We start from the raw sequence: 23,044 nt of genomic DNA, 5'->3' as shown, positions 1-23,044 counted from the left end.
ATACGCCAGGCGTGGGAGACCGACTGGCAGTTTTTTATGCGACTTTGCGAAGAGTTTGGCTACGTGGTGTGGTTCGAACATCAGAACGCCAAGCCCGTGCTAGTCATCGCCGATAACGCCAATGCCTACCTTAAGCATGACGCGCCGTTCGAAACGCTGCCTTACCGTACGAGCGGCGGCCATATCGGCTCGGAGCACATCACGGAGTTTGTGTACTCGCGTACCGTGACAGTCGGCACGGTGACGGTACACGATCATAGCTATCTGTCGCCGCGCCAGAATCCGGGCAGTTCGCCTTACCTTGTCGAATACAGCGACGTACGCGAAGAGTCGATTTGTCATCAGGATACCTATGTACCAGCGGATTTCGCGCAGCCGCAAACGCGGCTCGACATGCCGGAAGCGGGCGAAGTCTGGCAGGACGACGCGCGGCACCTCGCGCGCGTCAAACTGGAGGCAATGCGTTGCACGGGGCATTGTGCACGCGGCAGCGGGGCATTACGCGGCATCCAGTCCGGCAAAACTTTCAGGCTCACGGAGTATCCACATCGCGCAGCCAATCGAAGCTGGCTTGTGACGTATGCAGAACTCGACATTTGCGAATTACCGACGACTTCGGGAGTCGCGCCGTCATATACGACTCGAAGCACATTTGAGGCGGTTCCGGTTGACGAACCCTATCGCCTGCCCCAGATCACGCCGCGACCGCGCATCGACGGCTACGAATATGCGGTCATTGTTTCTCCCGACAAGCGCGAAATCTGGATCGATGAACATAACCGGGTGTTGATTCAGTATCTATGGGATCGCGAAAGCCAGTACGACGGTCGCAAATCAATCTGGGTTCGTCTGGCGACGCCATGGCAAGGCGAGCAGATGGGCATTGTCGCCCACGCGCGGCGCGGCGACGCTGTGCTGGTGTCGTATATCAACGGTGATCCAGACCGCCCTGTTATTGCTGCGTTCGTGCCCGATAGGGACCATAAACCACCTTGGTCATTGCCGGCCAATCAGGCGCTTTCCGGTATGCGCTCGCGCAGCCTTGAACACCGCGCGCAATCGAATCACGTAGCGCTGGACGATACACCTGGCAGACTACAGGCGCAGATCGCCAGCGACCACGGAAAATCCAGCATCAGCCTGGGTTACAACACGCGTATTGATGGGAATCAGGGGCGGCAGGACGCAAGAGGTGAAGGTATAGAAGCGCGCACCGATCTTTGGGGTGTGCTGCGTGCCGGAAAGGGCTGGCTGATGACGAGTTTCTCGCGCGAAAGCGCGTCAGCCAAGGTCAAGGATATGCGCGAAACCCATTCGCGATTGGCCAGAGCGCGTGGCATTCACGAGGAACTGGCGCTGACGGCGCGGCAACACGGCGCGCAGGACGGGACCGACAATCAGGAGGACGTGGCGAAAGCCATCAAGGAAGCCAATGCCCAGCTACGCGGTAGCGGCGAAGGGGATTTCCCCGAGCTTGAGAACCCCGATATTGCTCTTTCTAGCGCGGCAAATGTGCATGTGACGGCAGAGCAAAATGTGCACATTGCAAGCAGCGAAAATACTGCTGTCACTACAGGCGGAAGTGTCTCAATCGCTGCGGCTCGGTCGTTTTTTCTATCGGTACGGCAAACGGTTTCCATGTTTGCGTCGAAGGCGATTACTTTACTCACACCTGGCCCTGTGCGCATTGTGTCCAGAGGCGACCAACTGGACCTGATCGCGCAAAAGGTCATCAACATCCTGAGTGAGCGCGACGAAATACGCTTGACCGCGAAGCGCATTGTTCTGAATGGGTCAGGTACCGAGATGACGCTTGGCGAGGATGGAATATTGGGCTTCACTGGCGGACAATTTCTGGTGCACGCCGCCTTGCACGCAACCGACAAAGCGCAGACAGTCGCGCCTGTGACCTACGAAGACTCCGTTCAGTACGACCAGCAATTCACGTTTCATGATGCTAATGGGTTGGTGCTTGCCAATACCTATTACACGGTGAAATTGCCTTCTGATGAATTGCGCCACGGCATAACAGATTCCCAGGGGCGTACCGAACGCTATGAAACAGGTGGTGCGCAGTCGATTAAATTCTATATGGGCCATAAACGGGAGGCGTGATGCCTGATGCACTCGCGACCGCCGCAACCAACACGGATCCGAATTCTTGCGTGTTCGTTCAGACCGGACGTCTCTGTAAGCCATGGAAGCTCTCCAGGGATGGCTATACGTTTATGGCCGTTTGCGAGAGTGGAGTATTAAACGGGAAATACAACGGATTGCCTGTGTCAGATGGATTCATCGTAAAAGTTTACGACGATGGCTTTGGACTTCCAACAGTTGGACTCGGACACAAAGTCATTCCATCGGATAACCTGAGAATGGGTGACATCATAACGGTCGAGCGGGCAAGAAAGTTCTTTGAAGTCAACTTGAGAGAGACCGAAGCCGCGATCAATCGGGATGTGATGGTTGCTTTGTATCAGCACGAATATGATGCACTGGTCTCCACTCTATTTACCTCTGGTACATATCCAAAGAAAGGCGATTTGTGGTATCCGGCTTCTCGATCCCAGCATTTGGCCGATTTTTTAAATCATGGCGAATACGACCGGATGAGAGACGTAATACGAACCTTCGTTGCCAGGCGTGTACCTTGGCGTCGTCGGCTGGAGGCACGTCTTTTCGAGAGCGGGAACTATGATGCACGTCATTAGGCTATTGTTATTGATGCTACTGATATACAGTGGTACGCATGCGTCAACATCCATTTATGGAACCGAGTTTGACTACAGGAAAGCGAGGCCAGCTATGGAATCGTTCCCAGGGAAAGTCCGCTCGCAAGTCGCCTCTTATTGCAGGAGGAACGTGTCAAGTACGATGGACCTATCTGCATGTGCGCAATTTCGCTATGAGGAATCGGCCGCGGTGTTGAACAAGGAAATTGTCAAAATTGAAGCGGTCACACGCGATACCGACGTGGAGAGAAAAGCCAACGCAGAGCCAGAAGCGCTTCCCCATCTCAAAGAAGCGCAGAAAAGTTGGACTATGTATCGCGATAACGAATGTTACTCAGAGACTTATCAGGCCGGCCAGGCGTCGCTACATTTTGTGTATTTCTGGGATTGCATGAGCCGGATCACGAACTTGAGATTGAAGGAGTTGACTACCACCGATGATTAATCGACGAAATATTGACTGCCATTTCAGTCAATATCTAGAAGGGCAAGCGTGGCCCTAATCGAGCCAAAAAACAAAAATGCCGCCCAGTCTCGCAACCGAACGGCATCTGCCCACCTAAGCGCCTTATCCAACCCAAAGCGCTAGTGCTCGCTCACTTGGCCTCTTCCGCAACCTCACCCGTGACAGCGACCGAAGCCTCTGCGGTCAGCATCATGAACGTAAAGCTTTCCTGCAGATAAAGGCGCACGCTCTTATCGTCATGCGACGAATACCCAATCGACACATCCTGGCCGATGTGAAACGCAAAATCCCCGCCGCGCGTGCTAACGATCGCGCCGCCATCAATCGCTGGCGCCCAGATAATCTCACCGTTCACCAGCCGGCGAATGTGTTCAAGAATCGGATAACCCTGATCGCTCGCTTCGCTCACCGCCGTGTAGGCATCTGAACCCAGCAGCACCGCATATGGACCGTCCACGCCCTGCAAACGCAATTGCTCCAGCGCACGCGCGATCACTGCGGGGTAATCGGCGATATCGGCGGGCAGGTGCAGCGTGGGGTTCGACGTGCCTTCGCGAATGCCGGTGATCTGCGCGGCCTTGTAGCCGTCGAAGATCGCGCGGTCTTCCGCAAACGCGAGACGCGTGGCCGCTTCCTTGGCGGGCTGCCAATCGGAGTCCTGCGCGCCGCGCTCGACATCGTCGATGGCGTCGCGCGAGAGTTCGAACGGCACGCGCAGTTCGACCAGCGCCTTCACTTCGCGCTGGCGCGCGCGGATGCCGTCGAACGGCGCTTCGATCCCGTTCTGGTGACCCGTGCCAACGCCGGCCAGGTCCGAGCCGCCGGGGCCGTTCACATCCACGACACGGCGGCCTGCAAGCGAGCGCTTGAAGGTTCGCGCGACTTCTTCTTCGATCTGCGACCACGCCGCCGTGGAAATTGGCGCGAGTTCGCGATGGAGATTATTCATACCGGGGTGCTCCTTTGAGGGATCCGATGGCGAGCGAGCCGTCGGCGGAAAGCGCGGCGGCGGGCTCGGGTTCAGTTTGATCGTGACTGTCCACGGCGACGGTGGCGGCCGCGCCCGGCGCTTGATCCGCAAGCTCTTCGAGCAGCGGCTGCGAGGGCACGAAGAACAGGCCTCCCGTCACGGCGCGGCTGAAGTCGAGCAGGCGGTCGTAATTGCCCGGCGGCAGACCGACGAACATGTTTTCCAGCATCTGTTCGATGGGCTGCGGATCGCGTGCGTAGCCGATGAAGTAGGTGCCGAATTCACCCTGGCCGGGATGCCCGAACGGCATGTTGTCGCGCAGGATCTTGATTTCGTTGCCCTGGGCGTCGTCTAGCGTGGTGAGCGAGCTATGCGACCAGCTCGGCTTCACGTCTTCGTCGAGTTCGATGTCGTGCAGCTTGGTGCGGCCGATGATGTGTTCCTGTGCTTCCACCGGCAGCGCGTTCCAGCCTTTCATATCGTGCAGGTACTTCTGCACCAGCACGTAGCTGCCGCCCGCAAAGCCGGGGTCTTCGTCCTGGATCACGGTGAAATGAACCGCTTCGTTGCCGACGGGGTTTTCCGTGCCGTCCACGAAGCCGATCATTGCGCGCATGTCGAAATTGCGGAATCCATGCACTTCGTCGACGGTCTTGACCGCGCCTTCGAGGCGCTTCATCAGTTGCGTGGCGAGTTCGAAGCAGAGATCGGTCTGGTCGGCGCGGATGTGCATGAGGATATCGCCGGGCGTGGCGATGGCCTTGCGCTCGCCCGTGCCGAATTCGCGGAACGGATGCAGGCCCGCGGGACGCGGTTCGCCGAACAGCTCGTCCCATGCGTCTGACGAAAAGCCCACCACGCACGAGAGATTGCCGTTGGGCACGCGCTTGCCGACTGCGCGCACGAGATTGGCGACGTCGGCGCACCAGGCGCGCACGGTGGCGCGGCTCGTGGCATCTTCGTTGACGGTCGCGACGATGAAAAAGGCGCTGCGCGTGACGGCGCTGGAGACGGACTGCGGTTCCTGCGTGAGTGAGGCCGGCGTCATGATGTGGGGTATCGCTCGATTGGTCTGATGCGGGTTTGTGGCGCGTGACACGTTGCCTCGCGCGCGGCGCGAACCTTTCGGAACGCATGCCTTGAACGCGCAGGGGCGGCCGGTGAAAGCCGTGTGCCGCATAGTTTAGCCAAACTCGAAAAAACAGGCGCTTTGCCGGTAGAGCGGGTTTGCAGGCCGGTTTGCCACTTCATGTCACAACATGGGAGCATAGTGACTGGGTGAGCGATTTTGTGCGGGACCAACGGTGAGTGCTGACGAGAGAGGAGACGCACCATGTGGGATCACACCGAGCACGAGGGCTTCGAAATCTGGGTGTTGCCGATTCCGGCGTTCGGGCCGCGTTCGCCCGAGCCGCTGTTCCACTACAGCGGCTATATCTGCCGGCATGGCGCGGACGCGCATCTGGAAGGGCGCAGCGTGCGCTTTCACGATCTGATGCGCAATTACGTCGGCCCCGATGCCGCGCTGGACGCGGCCTATAGCGACGCGCGCAAGCGCATCGACCATTTTCACGCGGCGGGTAGCTGGGGCGACGGGCCGGAGGGCTGAAGCCTCGCGCCTAGCGCCCGCCGGACACCACCAGCATCACGGGCCGTCCTTCGCAGCCTTCGCTGCCCGGCATGGTGATGACGCGCCAGCCTGTGGGCGGGCCGCCTTTCGCATCGAGCGCGAGTTGCGTGCCGTGGCCGCGATCGACATAGGTGGTGAGCACGTTGAACGGCCACGATGCGCGGCGCAGACGCTCGTGGACCAGCGAGCCGACCCAGATCGGCGTGAGTTCCGGCCCTGCAGGCTGCGCGGCTGCGGTTTTTTGGCCAGCCGCTACGCTCGCCGCATCGGCGCCGCTTGCATCGCTTGCGGCGCTCGCGTTGATGGTGGCGGGCGTCACCGCATCGGCCTGTAAATCGCCGCTCGCGTCCTGCGAGGCCGTCGAATCCGCGCGCGCGGCCAGCGCATAGCCGGTCGGCCAGAAGCGCAGCACGTCGCGGCGGCTGCCGGGCCGCGCGGGATCGTCGGGGATGTGCACGCGCGCGAACACCAGCGGCGAGGGCAGGCCGTTATTGAGCTTGGGCAAGAGCGGCAGCGCCAGCGCATCCACATTCGGCGCGATCAGCGACAGCACGCTCTTCGCCGTGAACTGGCCGCCCTCGGTCCAGCCCGCGTCGTGCAGCGCCGCACGCAGGTCGGTGGCGCTGGCGGCCCATTGGAGCGTCATCGGCTCGCGCCGCTCGCCTTTCATGTCCACGCGGTAGCAAGCGAGGTTGCGCCAGAGCGTGTCGGTCCACGTCATTTGCGCGACGACCGTGGGTGTTTCGGTGGCGCTCGAGGCGGCCTCGGCCTGGCGCTCGGCTACGCCGCGCTGCAGCACGAAGGCCACCGCAAGCACGACAAACACCACCGCGGGCATGACGTTGCGCTCGGAGGGCCGCGCGGGATAGCGCCATAGCGACAGCAGTACGACCGCCGCCACCCAGATGGACGCGAAGGCGGCGCCGCCAATGGCGTCGGAGAACAGGAAACGGTCGAAGTAGAGCCCCGCGAAGGCGACTGCCACGACGATGCCGTTGCCGACCGTCGCGACAATGGCCGCCTCGATCATCTTCACGCGCCGCACCAGCAGGAACATCGTGAAGCCGTAGACGATCACCATCGACGCCACGCGGTCGCTCGGGAATACGTAGGCGCCCACATGGGCGGCGCCGGGCGAGCCGTGGTGAATCGCAAAGCGCAGCAACAGGATAAGTACCTGCGAGAACGCCGCCGCGAGCATCCAGTAGGTGATGGTGCGCCAGCGCCGCTCGATGGCCATCCAGATGGTCACCGTCAGCACCAGCGCGGCGAGCGTGTAGTTGCTGCCGAGGGTTTCGACGTGCGCGAGCACGGTGTCGGCCCAGGTCGTGTGGATCGACTGCAGGAACTGGCGCACCGATTGATCGATCTGCACGAGCGGATCGCCGCTCAGCAGGTTGCCTAGTACGTAGGAGAACACAGCCGCGCACAGCGGCACCAGCGCCGTGATCGCCAGCACTGCGCCCAGCGCGGGCTGCTTCGGATCGAGCAGGCGCACGAGCCGCCGCGCCGCCGCACCTTCGTGCTGCGCCGCCCAGTTCGCCACGCCGCGCCGCGAGGCGCTGGCCCAGTTGTCCAGATGGTCCAGCAGCACGTGCGTGAAGCGCCAGACGAGCCAGAGCGTGAGCGCGATGATGGCCAGCGCGACCACCAGCCGGAACGACACCGCGCCCGCCAGCTGCAGCGACGCGCCGAACACCACGCCCGGCAGGATGTGCGCGGGCGCCCACACCAGCGCCGAAATCACGTTCATCACGAAGAAGCGCCACGGCGCCATGCCGGCCATGCCTGCGACGATCGGCACCACGGCGCGCAGCGGCGCGACAAAGCGCGCGAGGATCACGCTGCGCGTGCCGTGGCTGGCGAAGTACGCCTGGGCTTTGTCGAGGATGGCGGGGTGCTTGCTGAACGGCCAGACGCACGCGATCCTGTCGCGGTATCGATGGCCGATCCAGAAGCTCAGGGCGTCGCCGGCGACCGCGCCCGAGATGGCGCAGACGAACAGCCAGCCCAGATTGAGCGTGCCCGTGCCGGCAAAGGCGCCGGCGATGAACATGGCGGTGCTGCCGGGGAAGAACGTGCCGACCAGCGCGAGCGATTCCAGGAACGCGGCGAACACCACGAACGCCAGCGTCCAGCCGGGGTAATCGGCAAGCAGGTGCAGCAACTGGGTGTAGGCGTGCTCCATCTCGCAGGCGTTGGGTTGGCGTGTTCCACGCGCAATATAACCGGCTGCGGCGATGTGCGTGCGAAGGCGCGCCGGCCGCAACCAGAACGCAAACGAAAGTACAAACGAAAGTACAAACGCAAGCGCCCCGCCGAGTGTGCGTGCTGCCTACGCGGCGGGGCGGGTGCATGCGCTGGCATCCGGTCCGCATCTTCTGCTCCCGCCCAATTCAAGGCGGGTTACAGCGCGGTCAAATGACGCCTTTTTCCTTCAGTTGCGCGAGTTGTTCGTCCGTCAGACCGAGCGTTCCGGCCAGCACTTCGCGCGTGCCTTCGCCCAGTTGCGGCGGAGAGCGGCGCACCGGCATGCGCTCGCCGTCGAAGCGCCACGGCGGCGCGAGCACGGGTGTCGTGCCGCTTTCCGTATGCGGATGCGGCTGCTGCGTCACCAGTCCCGCCTCGGTGGCGCGCGGCGACAGCAGCGCCTCACGCAGGCCCGCGACTTCGCCGCATGGAATGCCCGCGCGCGCCAGGCGTTCGAGCAGCAGCTTGCGTGGACGGCTGCCCAGCTCGCGCTTGAGTTCGGGCAGCAGAGCCGCGCGGTTCTGCGAACGCAGGATATTGGTCTTGTAGCGCGCGTCGTCGGCAATATCGGGGCGCTCGATCACTTCGCGCGCGAAGCGCTCGAACTGGCTGTTATTGCCGACCGTAATCACGAGCGGGCCGTCCGCCGCATCGAATACGCCATACGGCACGATGGACGGATGATCGTTGCCGTAGCGCGGCGGATCTTCGCCCAACACGAGCGCTTCCAGCCCGTAGTAAGCGGTAATCATCAGGCCGCAGTCGAACAGCGCCATTTCGATGTGACGGCCGCGCCCGCTGCGCTCGCGCTGGAACAGCGCCGCAAGCATCGCCTGCGCCGAATACATGCCCGTGAACAGATCGACGGCCGCCACGCCGAACTTCAGCGGCGGCTGGCTCGCCTCGCCGTTCAGCGCCATCAGGCCGGCTTCGCCCTGAACCACCAGATCGTAGCCGGGACGCTTCGCTTCCGGGCCGGTGCGGTCGTAGCCCGAAATCGAGCAATAGATGAGACGCGGATTTTCCGCGCTCAACTGCTCGTAGCCGAGTCCCAGTTTTTCCGCGCCGCCGAACTTGAAGTTCTGCACCACCACGTCGCAGGTTTTCGCCAGATCGCGGGCGATCTGCTGGCCCTCGGGCGTCTGCAGATCGAGCGTGATCGAACGCTTGTTGCGGTTCACGCTGTTGAAGTACGCGGTTTCGGTCTGGCCGATGCGCAGGCCCCAGTCGCGCGTATCGTCGCCGCGATCGGGATGCTCGACCTTGATGACCTCCGCGCCCAGGTCGCCGAGCACCATCGCGCTCCACGGCCCCGCGAGAATGCGCGAAAGATCGAGCACGCGCACGCCCGCCAGCGGCAGGCCATTCAGCAGGCCAGTGTTTTCCGTCTGCATCAGCAAGTACTCCTGATTCGTTGTGGATGGAAGACCGCGCTCCAGCGCGAGTGGAGCGGGCCTGCCACTTCCGACTTACGCCGCAGCGCTTTCCAGTGCATTCAGCGCGATATAGCGCGCGAGATGATGATCCTCGTCGCCGAGTTGATGATCGATCATCACGAGGCGCTTGGCGTAGTGCGCGAGCGGCAATTCCCACGTCATGCCGATACCGCCGTGCAACTGGATCGCCTCTTCAGCCACGCGCGCGCCGATGCGCCCGATCGTGTACTTAGCCGCCGACAGTGCGCGCTCGCGCTGCACGCGCGGCGCATCCGCCGCGGCCGCCGCGTTGATGACCGCCGAGCGCGCCTGCTCGATCTCGAGCAGCAGATCGGCCATGCGATGCTGCAAGGCCTGGAAGCTGCCGATCGGCAAGCCAAACTGCTTGCGCGTGCGCAGATACTCAAGCGTGAAATCGCGTGCCACGTCCATCGCGCCGAGCGCTTCCGCTGTCAAGGCGATCAGGCCGAAACCGGTTGCATGTTCGAGCGTGGCGAAGCCGCTGCCCGCAGCGCCGACCAGCGCGTGAGCGCCAACCTTCACGTTGTCGAGCGTCACTTCCGCCGCGCGTCCGCCGTCGATCTTGCGATAGCCGCGCACTTTCACGCCTTCGGCATCGCGCGGCACGAGGAAGAGCGAAATACCCGCTTCATCGAATTCGTTGCCCGAAGTGCGCGCCGAAACGAGCAATATGTCCGCCCGTTCCGCATGCTGCACGACGCCTTTCGCGCCTTGCAGCACCCAGCCCTCGCCGTTTTTTTCGGCACGCGTGCTCACGCGCGAAGCCTCGTAATGCGAACCCGGCTCATCGTGCGCGAGCGCGACGATCTGCGAGCCGTCGATCAGCGACGCAATGCGAGCGCGTTGTTCTTCGTTGCCCGCGTGCGCGAGCGCGCGGCCCACAATCAGCGTATCGAGAAACGGCTCGACCACGAGCCCGCGCCCGAGCGCTTCGAACACCACGGCCACGTCGAAACCCTGGCCGCCGAAGCCGCCGTCGGCCTCCTCGAACAGCGCGCCGATCACGCCAAGATCGGCAAAACGCCGCCACATATCCGCGCTGAAACCTTCACTGGAGCGCGCGATTTTATCGCGCGTTTCAAAACCGTACTGCTCTGCAATGAAACGATTAAGCGTATCCGCAAGCATGCGGCGGTCTTCGGTGTGCTGGAAATTCATCGCAAGACCTCTTAAAGACCGAGAATCATCTTGGAGATGATGTTCTTCTGGATTTCATTGGAGCCGCCGAAAATCGACAGCTTGCGATTGTTGAAGTAGAGCGCGGCGGCGCTGGCGGCTTCGTCCGGGCCAATGGCTTCTTCGGCATAGCCTTCCTGCAGCGCGTCTTCGATGAAAGGCGCCGCGTACGGTCCCATCGCGCGGCGCAGCAGCGACGAAATCTCCTGGCGGATCTCGGTGCCGCGAATCTTGAGCATCGAGCTTTCCGCGCCCGGCACGCCGCCGCCCGCCACCGCTGCGATCACACGCAGATTGGTGGTCTTCATGTTCTCCAGATCGATCTCGACCTTGGCCAGGCGCGCGGCGAACTGCGGGTCCTGCGCGAGCGGCTTGCCGTTGCGCGTGACCTTTTGCGCGGCGTGCTTAAGGCGCGCGAGCGCCGCCACCGAAAAGCCCACGCCAGCGATATTGGTGCGCTCATAGGTGAGCAGATATTTCGCGTAGGTCCAGCCTTTATTTTCTTCGCCGACGAGGTTTTCAACCGGCACGCGCACGTCGGTGAAGAACACCTCGTTGACCTCATGCTCGCCGTCGAGCGTGACGATCGGGCGCACTTCGATGCCCGGCGTATTCATGTCGATCAGCAGAAAGCTGATGCCCTCTTGCTTGCGCACATCGGTGGCGGTGCGCACGAGACAGAAGATCATGTTCGCGTAGTGGCCGAGCGTGGTCCACGTCTTCTGGCCGTTCACGACGTAGTGATCGCCTTGACGGACAGCGGTTGTGCGCACGGCAGCCAGGTCCGAACCCGCGCCCGGTTCCGAATAGCCCTGGCACCACCAGTCGGAGCCATCGAGAATGCGCGGCAGCCAGTGGCGCTTTTGCGCTTCGTTGCCGTATTTGATCAGCACCGGCCCAAGCATGTTCACGCCGAACGGCACGATGCGCGGCGCGGCCGCAATCGCGCATTCGTTTTCGAAGATGAACTTCTGCACCGCGCTCCAGCCTGGACCGCCGTATTCCTTCGGCCAGTGATTGGCGAGCCAGCCCTTTTCGTTGAGGATGGCGTGCCATTGCGCCATGTCGTCGCGCGTGAGGTGCTGGCCGTTGCGCACCTTGCTGGCGATGCGCTGCGGCAGGCGCTCGCGCAGGAAGTCCAGCACTTCGCTGCGGAAGGCTTCCTCTTCAGCGGTAAATTTCAGGTCCATATATGACTCTTTTTCCGTAACGGGTTGCGCGCGCAATTAAACCGTCTGGTTCAGGCTCGCGAAGTTCTCGCCGCGTTCCACCAGATCGACCAGCAGCGGCGACGGCTTCCAGAACAGCGGATCTTGCCTGGCGAATTCGCGGATATCGGCGAGCACCTTCGCCAGACCCACGCTATCGGCGTAGTGCATCGGGCCGCCGCGATGACGCGGAAAGCCGTAGCCGTAGAGGAAGGTCACGTCCACATCGAGCGGGCGCAGCGCGATCTTTTCATGCACGACGTTCGCGCCTTCGTTGATCATCGCGGCCATGTAGCGGCGCAGGATTTCTTCGTCGCTGAAGCTGCGCGGCTCAATGCCCGCGCGTTCGCGCTCGGCGCGGATGATCGATTCGACTTCGGGGTCGGGCGTGCCGGTGCGCGCGCCGTCCGGATAGAGGTAGAAGCCGCGGCCCGTTTTCTGGCCAAACCAGCCGCGCTCGCACAGCCGGTCGGCGATCTGCACGTAACGCGCCTTGGGGTCGCGCGTGGCGGCGCGGCGCTTGCGCGTGGCCCAGCCGATATCGCCGCCCGCCAGATCGACCACCTGGTACGGGCCCATCGGATAGCCGAATTCGCGCACGGCCTTGTCGATCTGATACGGCGATGCGCCGTCTTCCATCAGATGATCGGCGGCGGTGCGATACACGGCCAGAATGCGATTGCCGATGAAGCCATCGCACACGCCCGCGCGCACGGGCACCTTGCGCAGCTTCTTCGCCAGCTCGAACGCGGTGGCCACGACGTCGGCGCTCACCTGGCTGGGCACCACGACCTCCAGCAGCTTCATGATGTTTGCGGGCGAGAAGAAGTGCAGCCCGATCACGTCCTGCGGGCGCTTCACGCTATTGGCGATGGCGTCGATGTCGAGATACGAAGTGTTGGTCGCGAGCACGGCGCCGGGCTTGCAGACGCGGTCGAGTTCAGCGAATACGGCCTGTTTGACGCCCATCTCTTCGAATACCGCTTCGATCACGAGATCGACCGACGCGAGCGCGTCATACGAGGTGCTGCCGTTGAAGCGCGCGAGAATCGCGGCCTTCGCCTCGGGCTTCATGCGGCCCTTCGCGATCAGACCGTCATAGACTTTCTCCACATGAACGCGCCCGCGGGCGAGCGAGGCGTCGTCGCGCTCGATCATCGTCACGGGCAGGCCCGCGTCGAGCACGGCCACGGCAATGCCCGCGCCCATCGTGCCGCCGCCGACCACGCCCACGGTTTCAATCGCGCGCGGTTTGGCCGTTTTGGCTTCCGGCGTCTTCTGCACTTCGCGCTCGGCGAAGAAGGCGTGTACGAGGCCTGCGCGCTGCGGGCTTTCGAGGCATTCGAGGAACAGCTTGCGTTCGACGCGCTGGCCTTCCTCGAACGGCTGATCGAGCGCGGCCTGCACGCAATCGACGATCTTCAGCGGCGAGAACAGGCCGCGCGACTTCTTCGCGGTGTCGGCGCGCGCGGCGTCGATCGCGGCTTGCGTGACGGTGCGATCGGCCAGCGCCTGGGCGTCGCGCGTGCGGCGCACCGGTGCGTGCGCCGCCAGCAATTCCTGCGCGTAGGCAAGGCCTTCGGCGAGGATATCGTCGCTCGATCCCACGCGATCGACGAGCCCCAGCTTGAGCGCTTCCTGAGCGCCGATGTGCTTGCCGCTCAACATCAGCGCCAGCGCGGCTTCTGCGCCGATCAGGCGCGGCGTGCGTTGCGTGCCGCCGGCGCCGGGCAGCAGGCCCAGTTGCACTTCGGGCAGGCCGAGCTTCGCGCCCGCCAGGGCGAGCCGATAGTGCGACGCCAGCGCTATTTCCAGACCGCCGCCCAGCGCCGCGCCGTGAATCGCCGCGATCACCGGCTTGTGGCTGGCTTCGATACGGTTGCAGACGTCCGGCAGCGCGGGCGGTTGCGGCGGCTTGCCGAACTCGCGGATATCCGCGCCGGCGATGAAGTTGCGCCCCGCGCCGACGATCAGCACGGCCTGCACGGCGGCGTTCGATTCCGCGTGCTCGATGGCGCCGGCGAGGCCCCGACGCACGTCCACGCCCAACGCATTGACGGGCGGGTTGTCCACGGTGACGAGCAGCACCTTGCCGCGCAGTTCGTGCGTGACGGGGGAAACGGAAAGGGGGGATGCGGCCGGGTCGAGTGCCATGCAGATGTCTCCAGGATTCAGGGCGCCATCAGTGAGTCCTGATGGCGGTTCTCCAATAGTGGGCTTCATTGTGTGGATGCCAGGGTTCATTGACAATCCCATCGTTCGTTGACATGCTGTCAAAGAATCTTTGACAATCGATCAGATTGCGGGCCTACCATGGATGTGAATGCGCTGACGCTGCTGGTGGAAATTCTCGATGCTGGCAATCTGAGCGAGGCCGCGCGCCGCCTCAAGATGAGCCGCGCGAACGTGAGCTATCACCTCAACCACCTGGAAAAATCGATCGGCCTGCAACTCGTGCGGCGCACCACGCGCCGCGTAGAGCCGACCGAGATCGGCCTGAAGCTCTACGAACATGGCCGCACGATCCAGAATGCGCTGCTAGCCGCGCATGAGTCGGTATCCACGCTGGGGCAGAGTCTGCAGGGCCGTGTGCGGCTTTCGGTGCCCAGCGGCTATGGGCAACTGGTGATGTCGGACTGGCTGATCCGCTTCAAGCGGCTGTATCCGGGCATCGTGCTCGACGTGATGTTCGAGAACCGAGTGGAAGATCTGCTGCGCGACGAAGTCGATATTGCCGTGCGCGTGATGCACGAGCCGCCGCAGAATCTGGTGGCGCGCGATATGGGTGCGGTGAAATACATTGCGTGCGCGTCGGCGCAATGGGCGGCGCAGCATGGCATGCCCGAAACTCTGGAGGATCTGGCGCGCGCGCCGCTCATCACCGCGACCGTGGTGGGACGGCAATTGCGGCTGGCGGCATATCTAAAGGAAGAGCGGCACGAAGTCCTGCTCGAACCGTCGATTATTTCGGAGAACTTCCTGTTCTTGCGCCAATCCGTTCTCGCAGGCCTGGGCGTGGGGATCGTGCCGGACTACGTCGTGAACGACGATATCCGCGCGGGCGAAGTGGTGACTTCGCTCGATGCGTGGCGTTTGAGTATTTTCGGCACGCATATGTATATGTTGTATATGCCGAACCGGCATCACACGCGCGCGGCGTCGACGTTTATCGATTTCGTATTGGACGAAGCGCACAAGACGGGACGCGGGGCATAGTCCCGCGACCCGTCCTCACGCATCAGCGGATTAAACGCCCGTCAGCGAGTTCGTCAATTCCAGCGCCGGCTGCGAAGTATTGCCGCCTTGTGCGACCAGCAGATGGATCTGGCCCACCGCGAGTTGCGACAGCGTGCCAGCGATCGGCACCGAGGTGATGAGCCAGTCGGCGTTGTTGCCCAGGCTGAACGAGGCGGACTGGAAGATCGGCGTCTTCGAACCCGCCACCGTCACGATCGCCACATAGGTGCCGCCGTTCAGATAGTTCGAGTCCTGGCCGCTGGCCGGAACCGCGTTCTTGAATGCCACGCCGGCCATGGTCGGTGAAACCGTATTGATATCGGTATTGGGCGCGACAATATAGATGTCCAGATTCTGCGCATTGGCCGTGGCGTTAAAGGCCCGCACGCGTGCGCTATTGGAGAGCAGCCCCTTGTCGAAGGGATCGTCGATCAGGCCGATATCGCCGCCCGAGACCGCTGGCAGCGCGAGCACCGTATATTCGTGGCCCTTGGCGACGTCCGGGAAATTGCCACTGGCGATGGCCGTAGTCGTGCCGGTGTTCGCATAGGACACGGTGGTGTTGCCCGTGTTGATATTCGCGAAGTTCGTGACCTGCTTGTACGCGATATTGGTTTGCAGCGCGCTGCCATTCACGAGAAAGTCCACGTTGCCGCCACCGGGCAGGGCATGCACAAAATGGATTTCGGGGTTTTGCAGGCCAAGTTCCTTGCCCACGTCATTGCCGCCGCCGCCGCAGGCGGTCAACAGGGCTGCCGCGCTCGCAAGCACGGCCAGAGTGCGAATCGTCTTCATCTCATCCACCTCATCGAGTCTCGGTTTAGCTGTATAAGTCGCGCGTTGTATAGGGCGTTGTATTGCGCGCGTTCATTTATTTCTATGTGCTGCTTTGGCTGCCTTCAGCGTTAGTTCGCAGACCCAAGGGGAATCGCGATATTGCATCCAGGCGAGCGTCAACAGCAATCGCTGTGCCGCACGTTTGCCAACAGGCGGGCGAAGTCGTAACCAGGCGTAACGAGGCACGGCGTTCAATGCCTGGCGAGAGGCCGAGCGAACGCTCTAATCGATGAAGGGAATGAGACGAAAGAGGCTGAAGCGCACTTGGACTCGCTTAAAGCGTTCTTTAAATACGCTTTAAACGGATCTTAAGTGCGCTGCGAGTGGGTAGTGGTGCGGTTGTCTTTACAACGAGGGCGAAGCTTTTACGGGCGCGCGCTTTGCTCACCTTTGTCCGAGGCTTCGCTTGCTTCGTGCGTGCGCGTGTCGCCCTGATCGGCGCACGCGCCCGTGGCGGGCGGGCGTCCGCGCGTGACGCCGGAGAGCGGGACGCGCTGCTGGATGCCCGCTTTCGCCAGCATGTGCGCACTGATCGGTGCGGTGAGAAACAGAAACGCCGGAATCAGCAGTTCATGCAGGCTCGCGTAGTTGTTGTGAGCGCTGAAGTAAATCACCGAGGCGAGCACGATGCCGCCCACGCCCAGCGTGGTCGATTTGGTCGGGCCATGCAGGCGCATGAAAAAGTCGGGCAGGCGAAAAAGCCCGATCGCACCGATCAGCGTAAACAGGCTGCCCACCAGCAGCAGCACGGACACGATCGCTTCGACGGCGGTTTGCATCGGCGGGCCTCTTTCTTTATGCGTTCAGTTCAGTTCGATGATGTCGCCGCGCTGCAGATACTTCGTCAGCGCGACGGTGCCCACGAAACCCATCACGGCGATCAGCAACGCGGCTTCGAAGAACACCGTCGAGCGCAGGCTGATGCCATACACGACGATCAGCGCGATCGCGTTGATGTTGAGCGTGTCGAGCGCCACGATGCGATCGGGCAAGGACGGCCCGCGCAAAAGGCGCGCGAGCGTGAGCAGGAACGCGACGCCGAGGATCGCGAACGAGACCGGAATCACGATGGCTAGCATGCGAATATCTCCAGCAAGGGGGCTTCATAACGGGACTTGATCGACGCCACCAAGGCGGTTTCGTCATCAAGGTCCAGGACGTGCACGATGAGGCGCGTGCGGTCGTCGCTGAGTTCGGCGCAGAGCGTGCCGGGGCTCAGCGAGACGATGCTGATGAGCGCGGTCAGCGCGATTTCGTGCGTGCTGTCCAGCGGTACTTCGATAAAGGCGGGGCGCAGGCGCTTCGTCGGGCCGAGCACCAGCAGCGCTACTTCCACGTTGGCCACGACGATATCGATCAGCACGTGGCCAAAAAGGCGCAGCAACAGCCACGGCCTGCCGAAGCGCACCGGCTGCAGCCACAAGCCTTCGCCGATACAGAATGCGATGACGATGCCGAGCACCGCGCCGAGCAGCAGATTGCCCGGCGATACGTCGTTCATTAGCAGAACCCAGCAGACGAGCAGCACGATGCTGAGCCACGGATGCGGAAAGAGCCGTTTGAGCATGCGTCAGCTCCCGTTTGTCGGTGCGACTGTGAGCGCAGCGGGCGCAGTCGGCAGGATCGCGTGCACATAGGCGGCGCGGTCGAATAGCTGCGCGGCGGTCGCATCCAGATACTGCCGCAGCGAACCCGCGCCAATCGTCGCCGCCGCCACGCAGCCCAGCAGCAACGCGCAGGCCGCGAGTTTCGCCGAACTGCCGCGCGGCGCGCGGGCGGGCGCGCTTGCTGCGGCGCGCGCGGCGGGTTCGGCCCACAGCAGGCGCGTGCCGGTGCGGCTCAACGCCACGATCAGCAGCAGGCTCGAGAGCAGCACGGCGGGCCACAGGATCACGGCGTCGCGCATCGGCGTGGCCGCGAGCACCATCGCCTTGCCCAGGAAGCCGGAGAGCGGCGGCAGGCCCGCCGCACCCACGGCCGCGACCAGATAGAGCACGCCGGCGACATTGGATGGCCAGGGCGCGAAAGCGACGCGGGCCTTCGCGATGGCCGCGCCGTCGGATTCGGGCGAGATCGCGGCGGCGGCGACGTCGTCGAGCGCTTCGAGCGAAGCGGGCTCCAAGGTGTCCGTTGTCGCAGGAGCTTCTGGTTCTAGCGTATCGGCGAGTAAAAACAGTGCGCCCGAGCACAGCGTCGTGCTGATGAGGTAATAGAGCAGCGCGCTCCAGGCAAGTGGCGACTGCTGCGCGATGGCAGCGATCAGGAGTCCGACTGAAACCAGTACGAGATAACCGGTGGTGGTCTTGAGGCTCGACACGGCGAGCGCGCCCAGCGCGCCGAACACGATCGTCGCGATGGCGAGCCACCAGGCCCAGTCGCGCATGAAGGCGTCGAGCACGCTACCCGTGCCGATGCCGAACACCAGCGCGTCGCAACGCAGCATCGCGTAGATGCCTACCTTGGTCATGATTGCGAACAGCGCGGCCACCGGGCCGATGGCGCTGCGATAGGCCTGCGGCAGCCAGAACGACATCGGAAACACAGCCGCCTTCAGGCCGAACACCAGCATCAGCGTGGCGCCGGCGAAGCGCGCGAGCGGCAGCGTGGCGGGATCAAGGTGCGCGAGACGCTCGCCCATATCGGCCATGTTGAGCGTGCCCGCGATGCCGTACAGCACGCCCAGCGCGATCAGGAAGAACGACGAGCCGACCAGATTCATCAGCAGGTAGTGCAGACCGTTGCGCACGCGCCGCGTGCCGCCGCCATGCAGCAACAGCGCATAGGACGCGATCAGCAACAGTTCGAAGAACACAAACAGGTTGAACAGATCGCCTGCCAGAAACGCGCCGTTCAGGCCCATCAGTTCGAACTGGAATAGCGCGCGGAAATAGCGGCCGCGTCGCGCGTCCGCGCTTGAAGTGCCCAATAGACAGCAGCACGCCAGCACGGCGGTCAACAGCAGCATGAGCGCGCCAAGCCGGTCGAGCTGCAGCACGATGCCAAACGGCGCGGGCCACGCGCCCAGCGCATAGCTTGCGATATCGCCTTGCGCGGCGTGAGCGGTCAGCAGGCAGGCAACAGGCAGGAGCGCCACGATCGCCAGGGCGTTGAGCGCGCGTTGCAGGCGCTTCGCGCGCACCGGAAGCGCAACGATAGCGCCCGCCGCGAACAGCGGGATCAGGATCGGGAGCAGCAGGGCGTGAGAAAGGGCGTGAGAAAGGGCGTGATTCATGCGCCGAGCGTCTCCTTCTCGCGTGTGCTTTCGCCACCCTTGCCGATGGTCTCGCCATTGACGTGATCGCTGCCCGTCATCGCGAGCGAGCGCAACGCGAGCACGACAGTAAAGGCGGTCATCGCGAAGCCAATCACGATGGCGGTCAGTACCAGCGCCTGTGGCACGGGATCGGCATATTGCGCGCCGGGCGCGATCACGGGCGGCTGGCCGGTCGATAACCTGCCCATGGCGAGCAGGAACAGATTGATCGCATACGAGAACAGCGTGATGCCGAGTATCACGGGGAACACGCGCGCACACAGCAACAGATAGATGCCACAGGTGCACAGCACTCCAATCGCGGCGGCGAAGGCGGCTTCCATCAGCTTTTCTCCACGGACTGCATGTCCTTGTCGCGCACGCCCAGGTGCGAAACGATCGTGAGCGTCGTACCCACCACCGCGCCCAGCACGCCCAGATCGAACAGCATCGCCGTACTCAGTTCGATTTCGCCAATGAGCGGTAGATGAAAATGTCCGAACGCGCTGGTGAGAAACGGATAGCCAAACGCGAGACTGCCCAGACCCGTTGCGGCCGCAACGAGTAGCCCAAGCCCGGCGAGGGCGCGGTATTGAATGCGGATGCGCGATTCGGTCCACAGCACGCCGCTCGCCACGTATTGCAGCAGCAACGCGATGGAGACGATCAACGAGGCGATGAAACCGCCGCCGGGCAGGTTATGGCCACGCAGGAACACGAACACAGCGACGAGCACGGTGAGCGGCAGCATCAGACGCGCGAGAATCGCCAGCAGCAGCGGATGCGATTGCGACGACCATGGCAGCCCGCCTGGACCCGTGTCCTGCGCCTTCAAACGCAGACCGCGCAGTAGCGCCTTGACGGCTAGTCCCGCGACCACCAGCACGCTGACTTCGACCATGGTGTCGAAGCCGCGAAAATCCACGAGGATCACGTTGACGACGTTATGGCCGCCGCTGCCGGGCAGCGCGTTGGCAAGGAAGTATGGTGCGATGCCCTGCGCGGGCTCGCGCGTCATCACTTCATAAGCGACGCTGCCGAGCAGGCCACCGCCCGCGAGCGCGAGCAGGCCATTGCGCAAACGCGCGGGGATGGTTTCGATAACGGGCTGCAGGTTGGGCAGGAAGTAAATCGCCAGTACCAGCAGCAGCACCGTGACGACTTCGACGGACACTTGCGTGAGCGCGAGATCGGGCGCGGAAAACCGTGCGAACGCGAGCGTGACGAGCAGCCCGCAGGTGCTCAGCATGACGAGCGAGTAGAGCGTGTGCTGGCGCACCAGCACGACGCCCACCGCAAGCAGCGCCATCAGCACGAGGCCGCAGAGCGTGAGCGCGTCGATGGGCAGCGGCGCGCGCGTGCCGCCCCAGGCGCCGAGCGCAAAGAAATATGCGCCCGGCACAATCAGCATCGCCGCGATCATCCACGACAGATAGGCGGGCAGCGAACGCGTCTCGAACACGCGCACGATTACGGCCGCGCCTTTTTCGAGCCGCTGCACCAGTTGGTCGAAGCCCTCGCTCGCGTTCATGTCCGAGAGCATCGAGCGATGATGGCGGAACGCATCGCGGCGCAGGATGAACAGCGCCGCGCCCGCCGCGAACGACACCACGCTCATGATGAGCGGCGCGTTGATGCCGTGCCAGATGCTCAGGCTGTAATCGGGCAGCTTGCCACCCAGCGTGAACCATGCCGCCGATGCCAGCATGCGGCCGATGGTGTGCTGCGGAAACAGGCCGATCAGCAGACAGATCACCACGAGGATTTCCACCGGCAGCTTCATGAAGCGCGGCGGCTCGTGAGGCGGATAGTGGGGCAGATCGTGCGGCGTCGCGCCGTCGAAGAACACGCCCCACACGAAGCGCAGCGAATACGCCACGGAAAGCGCAGCCGCGGCGATCGCGACCACCGGAATCGCCCAGTTGAACGGGCCGAACATGCCTTGCGCGAGCGTCTCGCCGAAGAACATTTCCTTCGACAGAAAGCCGTTGAGCAAGGGCACGCCGGCCATCGCCAGCGACGCCACGCTCGCCAGCACGGCGGTGTGCGGCATGTACTTGCGCAGGCCGCGCAGGCGTCCCAGATCGCGCGTGCCCGTTTCGTGATCGATGATGCCTGCGGCCATGAACAGCGAGGCCTTGAACACGGCGTGATTGACCGTGTGAAAGAGCGCGGCGACGGTGGACAACTGTGTGTCGAGCCCGAACAGCAGCACGATCAGGCCGAGATGGCTGATCGTCGAATAGGCCAGCAGGCCTTTGAGATCGCGCTGGAACAAGGCCATCGACGCACCGCCCACCAGCGTCACGAGGCCCACCAGCGTGGCGGTATAAGTCCACCAGTCGGTGCCTTCGAAGACGGGATAAAGACGCGCGAGCAGGAACACGCCCGCCTTCACCATCGTCGCCGAATGTAGGTAGGACGACACGGGCGTGGGCGCCGACATCGCATGCGGTAGCCACAGATGAAACGGAAACTGCGCCGACTTGGTGAAGGCGGCGAGCAGCGTGAGCAGCAGAATCGCGGGATAAAGCGGATCGTGCTGGATTCTGGGCGCTTGCGCGAGCACGTCGTTCAGCTCGTAACTTCCGCATACGTGGCCTATCAGCAGCACCGCTGCGAGCAGCGCGAGGCCGCCAGCGCCCGTGATGGTGAGCGCCATGCGCGCGCCGCGCCGTCCATCGGGCCGTGACGGCCAGAAGCCGATCAGCAGGAACGAGACCAGACTCGTCAGCTCCCAGAAGATCACCAGCAACAGCAGATTGTTCGACAGCACCACGCCGAGCATCGCGCCCATGAAAAGCAGGAGCAGCAGATAAAGGCGCGGCAGCGCGTCGTTGCCCGCGAGGTAATATCGCGCGTAGATAAAGACCAGCAGGCCGATGGCGAGCACCAGCAGCGCAAACATGAAGGACAGGCCGTCTAGCCGCAGCGAAAGCGCGAGGCCAATGTCGGGGACCCATTCGCGCCGCCATTGCATGACGCCGAAGGTGGCCATACCGACGCGTTCGCTCAGCAGCAGTCCAAGGCCCAGCAGCGCCGCCGCGAACGCGATCCAGGTCGACAGCGCGCGCATGCGGTGCGCCGTGAGCGCGACCAGCGCCGCAGCGATAAACGGAAGTACGACCAGCCACCCCAATGCCATGCGATGCTCTCCGGGAAATCGACCGCGCGTGTCTGGACGATGCGGATCGCTTGCCCGACGCGTTGGCCGGCCGACCGCAGACCACGATCATAGCCGCAAACGGGGACGGAGTTCATCTATGTGGCATGAACGCAAACATGGCGTGCGCTCTACGCCTGAATCGAATCGATATTACGTTGGCCAGACGAAGTTTTCGTGTTTATGCGTGCTCTTGCCGACATCGACATTGCGCTTGACGGTCTTGCCGTCGTGGCTCGCGCTCACGACATAGTGGCCATCGGGCAGCGCGACGAGCATGAATGGCCCATGCGTGCGCGTCGTGAGCAGCGTCTGGCCGTGGGCGTCGGCAATGGTCACGGGCACATCGGCGAGATATTCGTTACCGCCTGCGGCCTGGCGCGCGAATTCGAGTGAGAGCGGATAGTGCGCGGTCGCGGCCTTGAACGCCGCCGACTGGTCGCTGCCGATGCCGCCCGACACATACGCGATGCCATCTGCGTGTTGTACAGGCGGCAATCCATTCGCCGCATTGTTCATGGTCGCGGCGAACGCGCCCTGAGCGCCGAGTGCAAGCGTGAGCGTGGCAGCCAGCGAAAGCGCAGCGGTCTTGTATTGAACTGAGCGTGCATTCATTTTTCCACCTCCATCGATTCGTCGATTAGACGAGTCAAGCGTAGATTTCG

The 23,044-nt window shown here is 63.1% G+C and carries 20 protein-coding genes; 5 read left to right on the top strand and 15 right to left on the bottom strand.

All coding sequences use genetic code 11. The annotated features are described in order from the left end of the window. From VG320_RS24135 to VG320_RS24125, 3 genes are all read left to right on the top strand, one after another. A partial coding sequence (locus VG320_RS24135; RefSeq protein ID WP_327202578.1) for a type VI secretion system Vgr family protein occupies positions 1 to 2,115 on the top strand: 2,115 nt, incomplete at its 5' end. Further along, positions 2,115 to 2,711 carry a lysozyme gene (locus tag VG320_RS24130; RefSeq protein WP_327202577.1) on the top strand — a complete coding sequence of 199 codons (597 nt, stop codon included), beginning with the start codon at positions 2,115 to 2,117 and terminating at the stop codon, positions 2,709 to 2,711. The genes VG320_RS24135 and VG320_RS24130, both read left to right, overlap by 1 nt. A gap of 151 nt (positions 2,712 to 2,862) precedes the next feature. Then, positions 2,863 to 3,177, top strand: a complete 315-nt coding sequence (locus VG320_RS24125) for a lysozyme inhibitor LprI family protein (protein ID WP_327202576.1) — start codon at positions 2,863 to 2,865, stop codon at positions 3,175 to 3,177. Positions 3,178 to 3,328: 151 nt separating this feature from the next. On the opposite strand, the gene VG320_RS24120 is transcribed toward VG320_RS24125, so the two are convergent. Next, the gene (locus VG320_RS24120) at positions 3,329 to 4,147 is read right to left on the bottom strand and encodes a family 1 encapsulin nanocompartment shell protein (protein WP_327202575.1); all 819 of its coding nucleotides are present in this window, start codon (positions 4,145 to 4,147) and stop codon (positions 3,329 to 3,331) included. After that, on the bottom strand, positions 4,140 to 5,216 hold the full coding sequence (locus tag VG320_RS24115; protein WP_327202574.1) for a Dyp-type peroxidase: 1,077 nt from the start codon (positions 5,214 to 5,216) through the stop codon (positions 4,140 to 4,142). The genes VG320_RS24120 and VG320_RS24115 overlap by 8 nt, the downstream gene beginning before the upstream one ends. 285 nt (positions 5,217 to 5,501) lie before the next feature. Between VG320_RS24115 and VG320_RS24110 the strand changes: the two genes are divergently transcribed. Next, entirely contained in the window at positions 5,502 to 5,777 is a 276-nt protein-coding gene (locus VG320_RS24110) for a hypothetical protein (RefSeq protein ID WP_103703190.1), read from the top strand. A 10-nt stretch (positions 5,778 to 5,787) separates the two neighbouring features. On the opposite strand, the gene VG320_RS24105 is transcribed toward VG320_RS24110, so the two are convergent. From VG320_RS24105 to VG320_RS24085, 5 genes are all read right to left on the bottom strand, one after another. Further along, a complete protein-coding gene (locus VG320_RS24105; protein ID WP_327202573.1) occupies positions 5,788 to 7,986 on the bottom strand; it encodes a VTT domain-containing protein in 2,199 nt (732 codons plus the stop codon). 229 nt (positions 7,987 to 8,215) lie between these two features. Beyond that, positions 8,216 to 9,442 carry a CaiB/BaiF CoA-transferase family protein gene (locus VG320_RS24100; protein WP_327202572.1) on the bottom strand — a complete coding sequence of 409 codons (1,227 nt, stop codon included), beginning with the start codon at positions 9,440 to 9,442 and terminating at the stop codon, positions 8,216 to 8,218. A gap of 75 nt (positions 9,443 to 9,517) precedes the next feature. Beyond that, positions 9,518 to 10,663 (bottom strand): acyl-CoA dehydrogenase, encoded by a 1,146-nt coding sequence (locus VG320_RS24095; RefSeq protein ID WP_327202571.1) that lies wholly within the window; start codon positions 10,661 to 10,663, stop codon positions 9,518 to 9,520. Between the two features lie 11 nt (positions 10,664 to 10,674). Beyond that, positions 10,675 to 11,871, bottom strand: a complete 1,197-nt coding sequence (locus tag VG320_RS24090; protein ID WP_327202570.1) for an acyl-CoA dehydrogenase family protein — start codon at positions 11,869 to 11,871, stop codon at positions 10,675 to 10,677. Positions 11,872 to 11,907: 36 nt separating this feature from the next. Then, positions 11,908 to 14,043 carry a 3-hydroxyacyl-CoA dehydrogenase NAD-binding domain-containing protein gene (locus VG320_RS24085; protein WP_327202569.1) on the bottom strand — a complete coding sequence of 712 codons (2,136 nt, stop codon included), beginning with the start codon at positions 14,041 to 14,043 and terminating at the stop codon, positions 11,908 to 11,910. A 159-nt stretch (positions 14,044 to 14,202) separates the two neighbouring features. Here VG320_RS24085 and VG320_RS24080 point away from each other — a divergent pair, with 159 nt between their 5' ends. After that, positions 14,203 to 15,105 (top strand): LysR family transcriptional regulator, encoded by a 903-nt coding sequence (locus VG320_RS24080; protein WP_327202568.1) that lies wholly within the window; start codon positions 14,203 to 14,205, stop codon positions 15,103 to 15,105. Between the two features lie 30 nt (positions 15,106 to 15,135). On the opposite strand, the gene VG320_RS24075 is transcribed toward VG320_RS24080, so the two are convergent. The 8 genes from VG320_RS24075 to VG320_RS24040 form a co-directional block, all read right to left on the bottom strand. Continuing rightward, a complete protein-coding gene (locus tag VG320_RS24075; protein WP_327202567.1) occupies positions 15,136 to 15,921 on the bottom strand; it encodes a DUF4397 domain-containing protein in 786 nt (261 codons plus the stop codon). Between the two features lie 407 nt (positions 15,922 to 16,328). After that, positions 16,329 to 16,742 carry a Na+/H+ antiporter subunit G gene (locus VG320_RS24070; protein WP_327202566.1) on the bottom strand — a complete coding sequence of 138 codons (414 nt, stop codon included), beginning with the start codon at positions 16,740 to 16,742 and terminating at the stop codon, positions 16,329 to 16,331. 24 nt (positions 16,743 to 16,766) lie between these two features. Beyond that, a complete protein-coding gene (locus VG320_RS24065; RefSeq protein WP_103703199.1) occupies positions 16,767 to 17,042 on the bottom strand; it encodes a K+/H+ antiporter subunit F in 276 nt (91 codons plus the stop codon). Further along, entirely contained in the window at positions 17,036 to 17,530 is a 495-nt protein-coding gene (locus VG320_RS24060) for a Na+/H+ antiporter subunit E (protein WP_327202565.1), read from the bottom strand. The genes VG320_RS24065 and VG320_RS24060 overlap by 7 nt, the downstream gene beginning before the upstream one ends. 3 nt (positions 17,531 to 17,533) lie before the next feature. Next, entirely contained in the window at positions 17,534 to 19,195 is a 1,662-nt protein-coding gene (locus VG320_RS24055; RefSeq protein ID WP_327202564.1) for a monovalent cation/H+ antiporter subunit D, read from the bottom strand. Continuing rightward, positions 19,192 to 19,560, bottom strand: a complete 369-nt coding sequence (locus tag VG320_RS24050) for a Na+/H+ antiporter subunit C (protein ID WP_327202563.1) — start codon at positions 19,558 to 19,560, stop codon at positions 19,192 to 19,194. The genes VG320_RS24055 and VG320_RS24050 overlap by 4 nt, the downstream gene beginning before the upstream one ends. After that, complete coding sequence (locus VG320_RS24045; RefSeq protein ID WP_327202562.1) at positions 19,560 to 22,361, bottom strand: monovalent cation/H+ antiporter subunit A; 2,802 nt, start codon at positions 22,359 to 22,361, stop codon at positions 19,560 to 19,562. Before VG320_RS24045 ends, VG320_RS24050 begins: the two co-directional genes overlap by 1 nt. Before the next feature lie 171 nt (positions 22,362 to 22,532). After that, on the bottom strand, positions 22,533 to 22,994 hold the full coding sequence (locus VG320_RS24040; protein ID WP_327202561.1) for a carboxypeptidase regulatory-like domain-containing protein: 462 nt from the start codon (positions 22,992 to 22,994) through the stop codon (positions 22,533 to 22,535). Positions 22,995 to 23,044: the final 50 nt, after the last annotated feature.

The sequence above is a fragment of the Paraburkholderia sp. genome, from assembly GCF_035948235.1.
GTDB lineage: Bacteria > Pseudomonadota > Gammaproteobacteria > Burkholderiales > Burkholderiaceae > Paraburkholderia.
The sequence above is the reverse complement of the archived record's forward strand: the minus strand, read 5'-3'. Positions and strand labels throughout refer to the sequence as shown.

Bases quoted from the DNA above. Each gene is read 5' to 3' on its own strand.
- VG320_RS24100 (WP_327202572.1), bottom strand. From the start codon at position 9,442: ATGCAGACGGAAAACACTGGCCTGCTGAATGGCCTGCCGCTGGCGGGC.
- VG320_RS24095 (WP_327202571.1), bottom strand. From the start codon at position 10,663: ATGAATTTCCAGCACACCGAAGACCGCCGCATGCTTGCGGATACGCTT.
- VG320_RS24055 (WP_327202564.1), bottom strand. From the start codon at position 19,195: ATGAATCACGCCCTTTCTCACGCCCTTTCTCACGCCCTGCTGCTCCCG.
- VG320_RS24105 (WP_327202573.1), bottom strand. From the start codon at position 7,986: ATGGAGCACGCCTACACCCAGTTGCTGCACCTGCTTGCCGATTACCCC.
- VG320_RS24130 (WP_327202577.1), top strand. From the start codon at position 2,115: ATGCCTGATGCACTCGCGACCGCCGCAACCAACACGGATCCGAATTCT.
- VG320_RS24075 (WP_327202567.1), bottom strand. From the start codon at position 15,921: ATGAAGACGATTCGCACTCTGGCCGTGCTTGCGAGCGCGGCAGCCCTG.
- VG320_RS24115 (WP_327202574.1), bottom strand. From the start codon at position 5,216: ATGACGCCGGCCTCACTCACGCAGGAACCGCAGTCCGTCTCCAGCGCC.
- VG320_RS24090 (WP_327202570.1), bottom strand. From the start codon at position 11,871: ATGGACCTGAAATTTACCGCTGAAGAGGAAGCCTTCCGCAGCGAAGTG.
- VG320_RS24040 (WP_327202561.1), bottom strand. From the start codon at position 22,994: ATGAATGCACGCTCAGTTCAATACAAGACCGCTGCGCTTTCGCTGGCT.
- VG320_RS24120 (WP_327202575.1), bottom strand. From the start codon at position 4,147: ATGAATAATCTCCATCGCGAACTCGCGCCAATTTCCACGGCGGCGTGG.
- VG320_RS24080 (WP_327202568.1), top strand. From the start codon at position 14,203: ATGGATGTGAATGCGCTGACGCTGCTGGTGGAAATTCTCGATGCTGGC.
- VG320_RS24060 (WP_327202565.1), bottom strand. From the start codon at position 17,530: ATGCTCAAACGGCTCTTTCCGCATCCGTGGCTCAGCATCGTGCTGCTC.
- VG320_RS24050 (WP_327202563.1), bottom strand. From the start codon at position 19,560: ATGGAAGCCGCCTTCGCCGCCGCGATTGGAGTGCTGTGCACCTGTGGC.
- VG320_RS24085 (WP_327202569.1), bottom strand. From the start codon at position 14,043: ATGGCACTCGACCCGGCCGCATCCCCCCTTTCCGTTTCCCCCGTCACG.
- VG320_RS24065 (WP_103703199.1), bottom strand. From the start codon at position 17,042: ATGCTAGCCATCGTGATTCCGGTCTCGTTCGCGATCCTCGGCGTCGCG.
- VG320_RS24110 (WP_103703190.1), top strand. From the start codon at position 5,502: ATGTGGGATCACACCGAGCACGAGGGCTTCGAAATCTGGGTGTTGCCG.
- VG320_RS24070 (WP_327202566.1), bottom strand. From the start codon at position 16,742: ATGCAAACCGCCGTCGAAGCGATCGTGTCCGTGCTGCTGCTGGTGGGC.
- VG320_RS24045 (WP_327202562.1), bottom strand. From the start codon at position 22,361: ATGGCATTGGGGTGGCTGGTCGTACTTCCGTTTATCGCTGCGGCGCTG.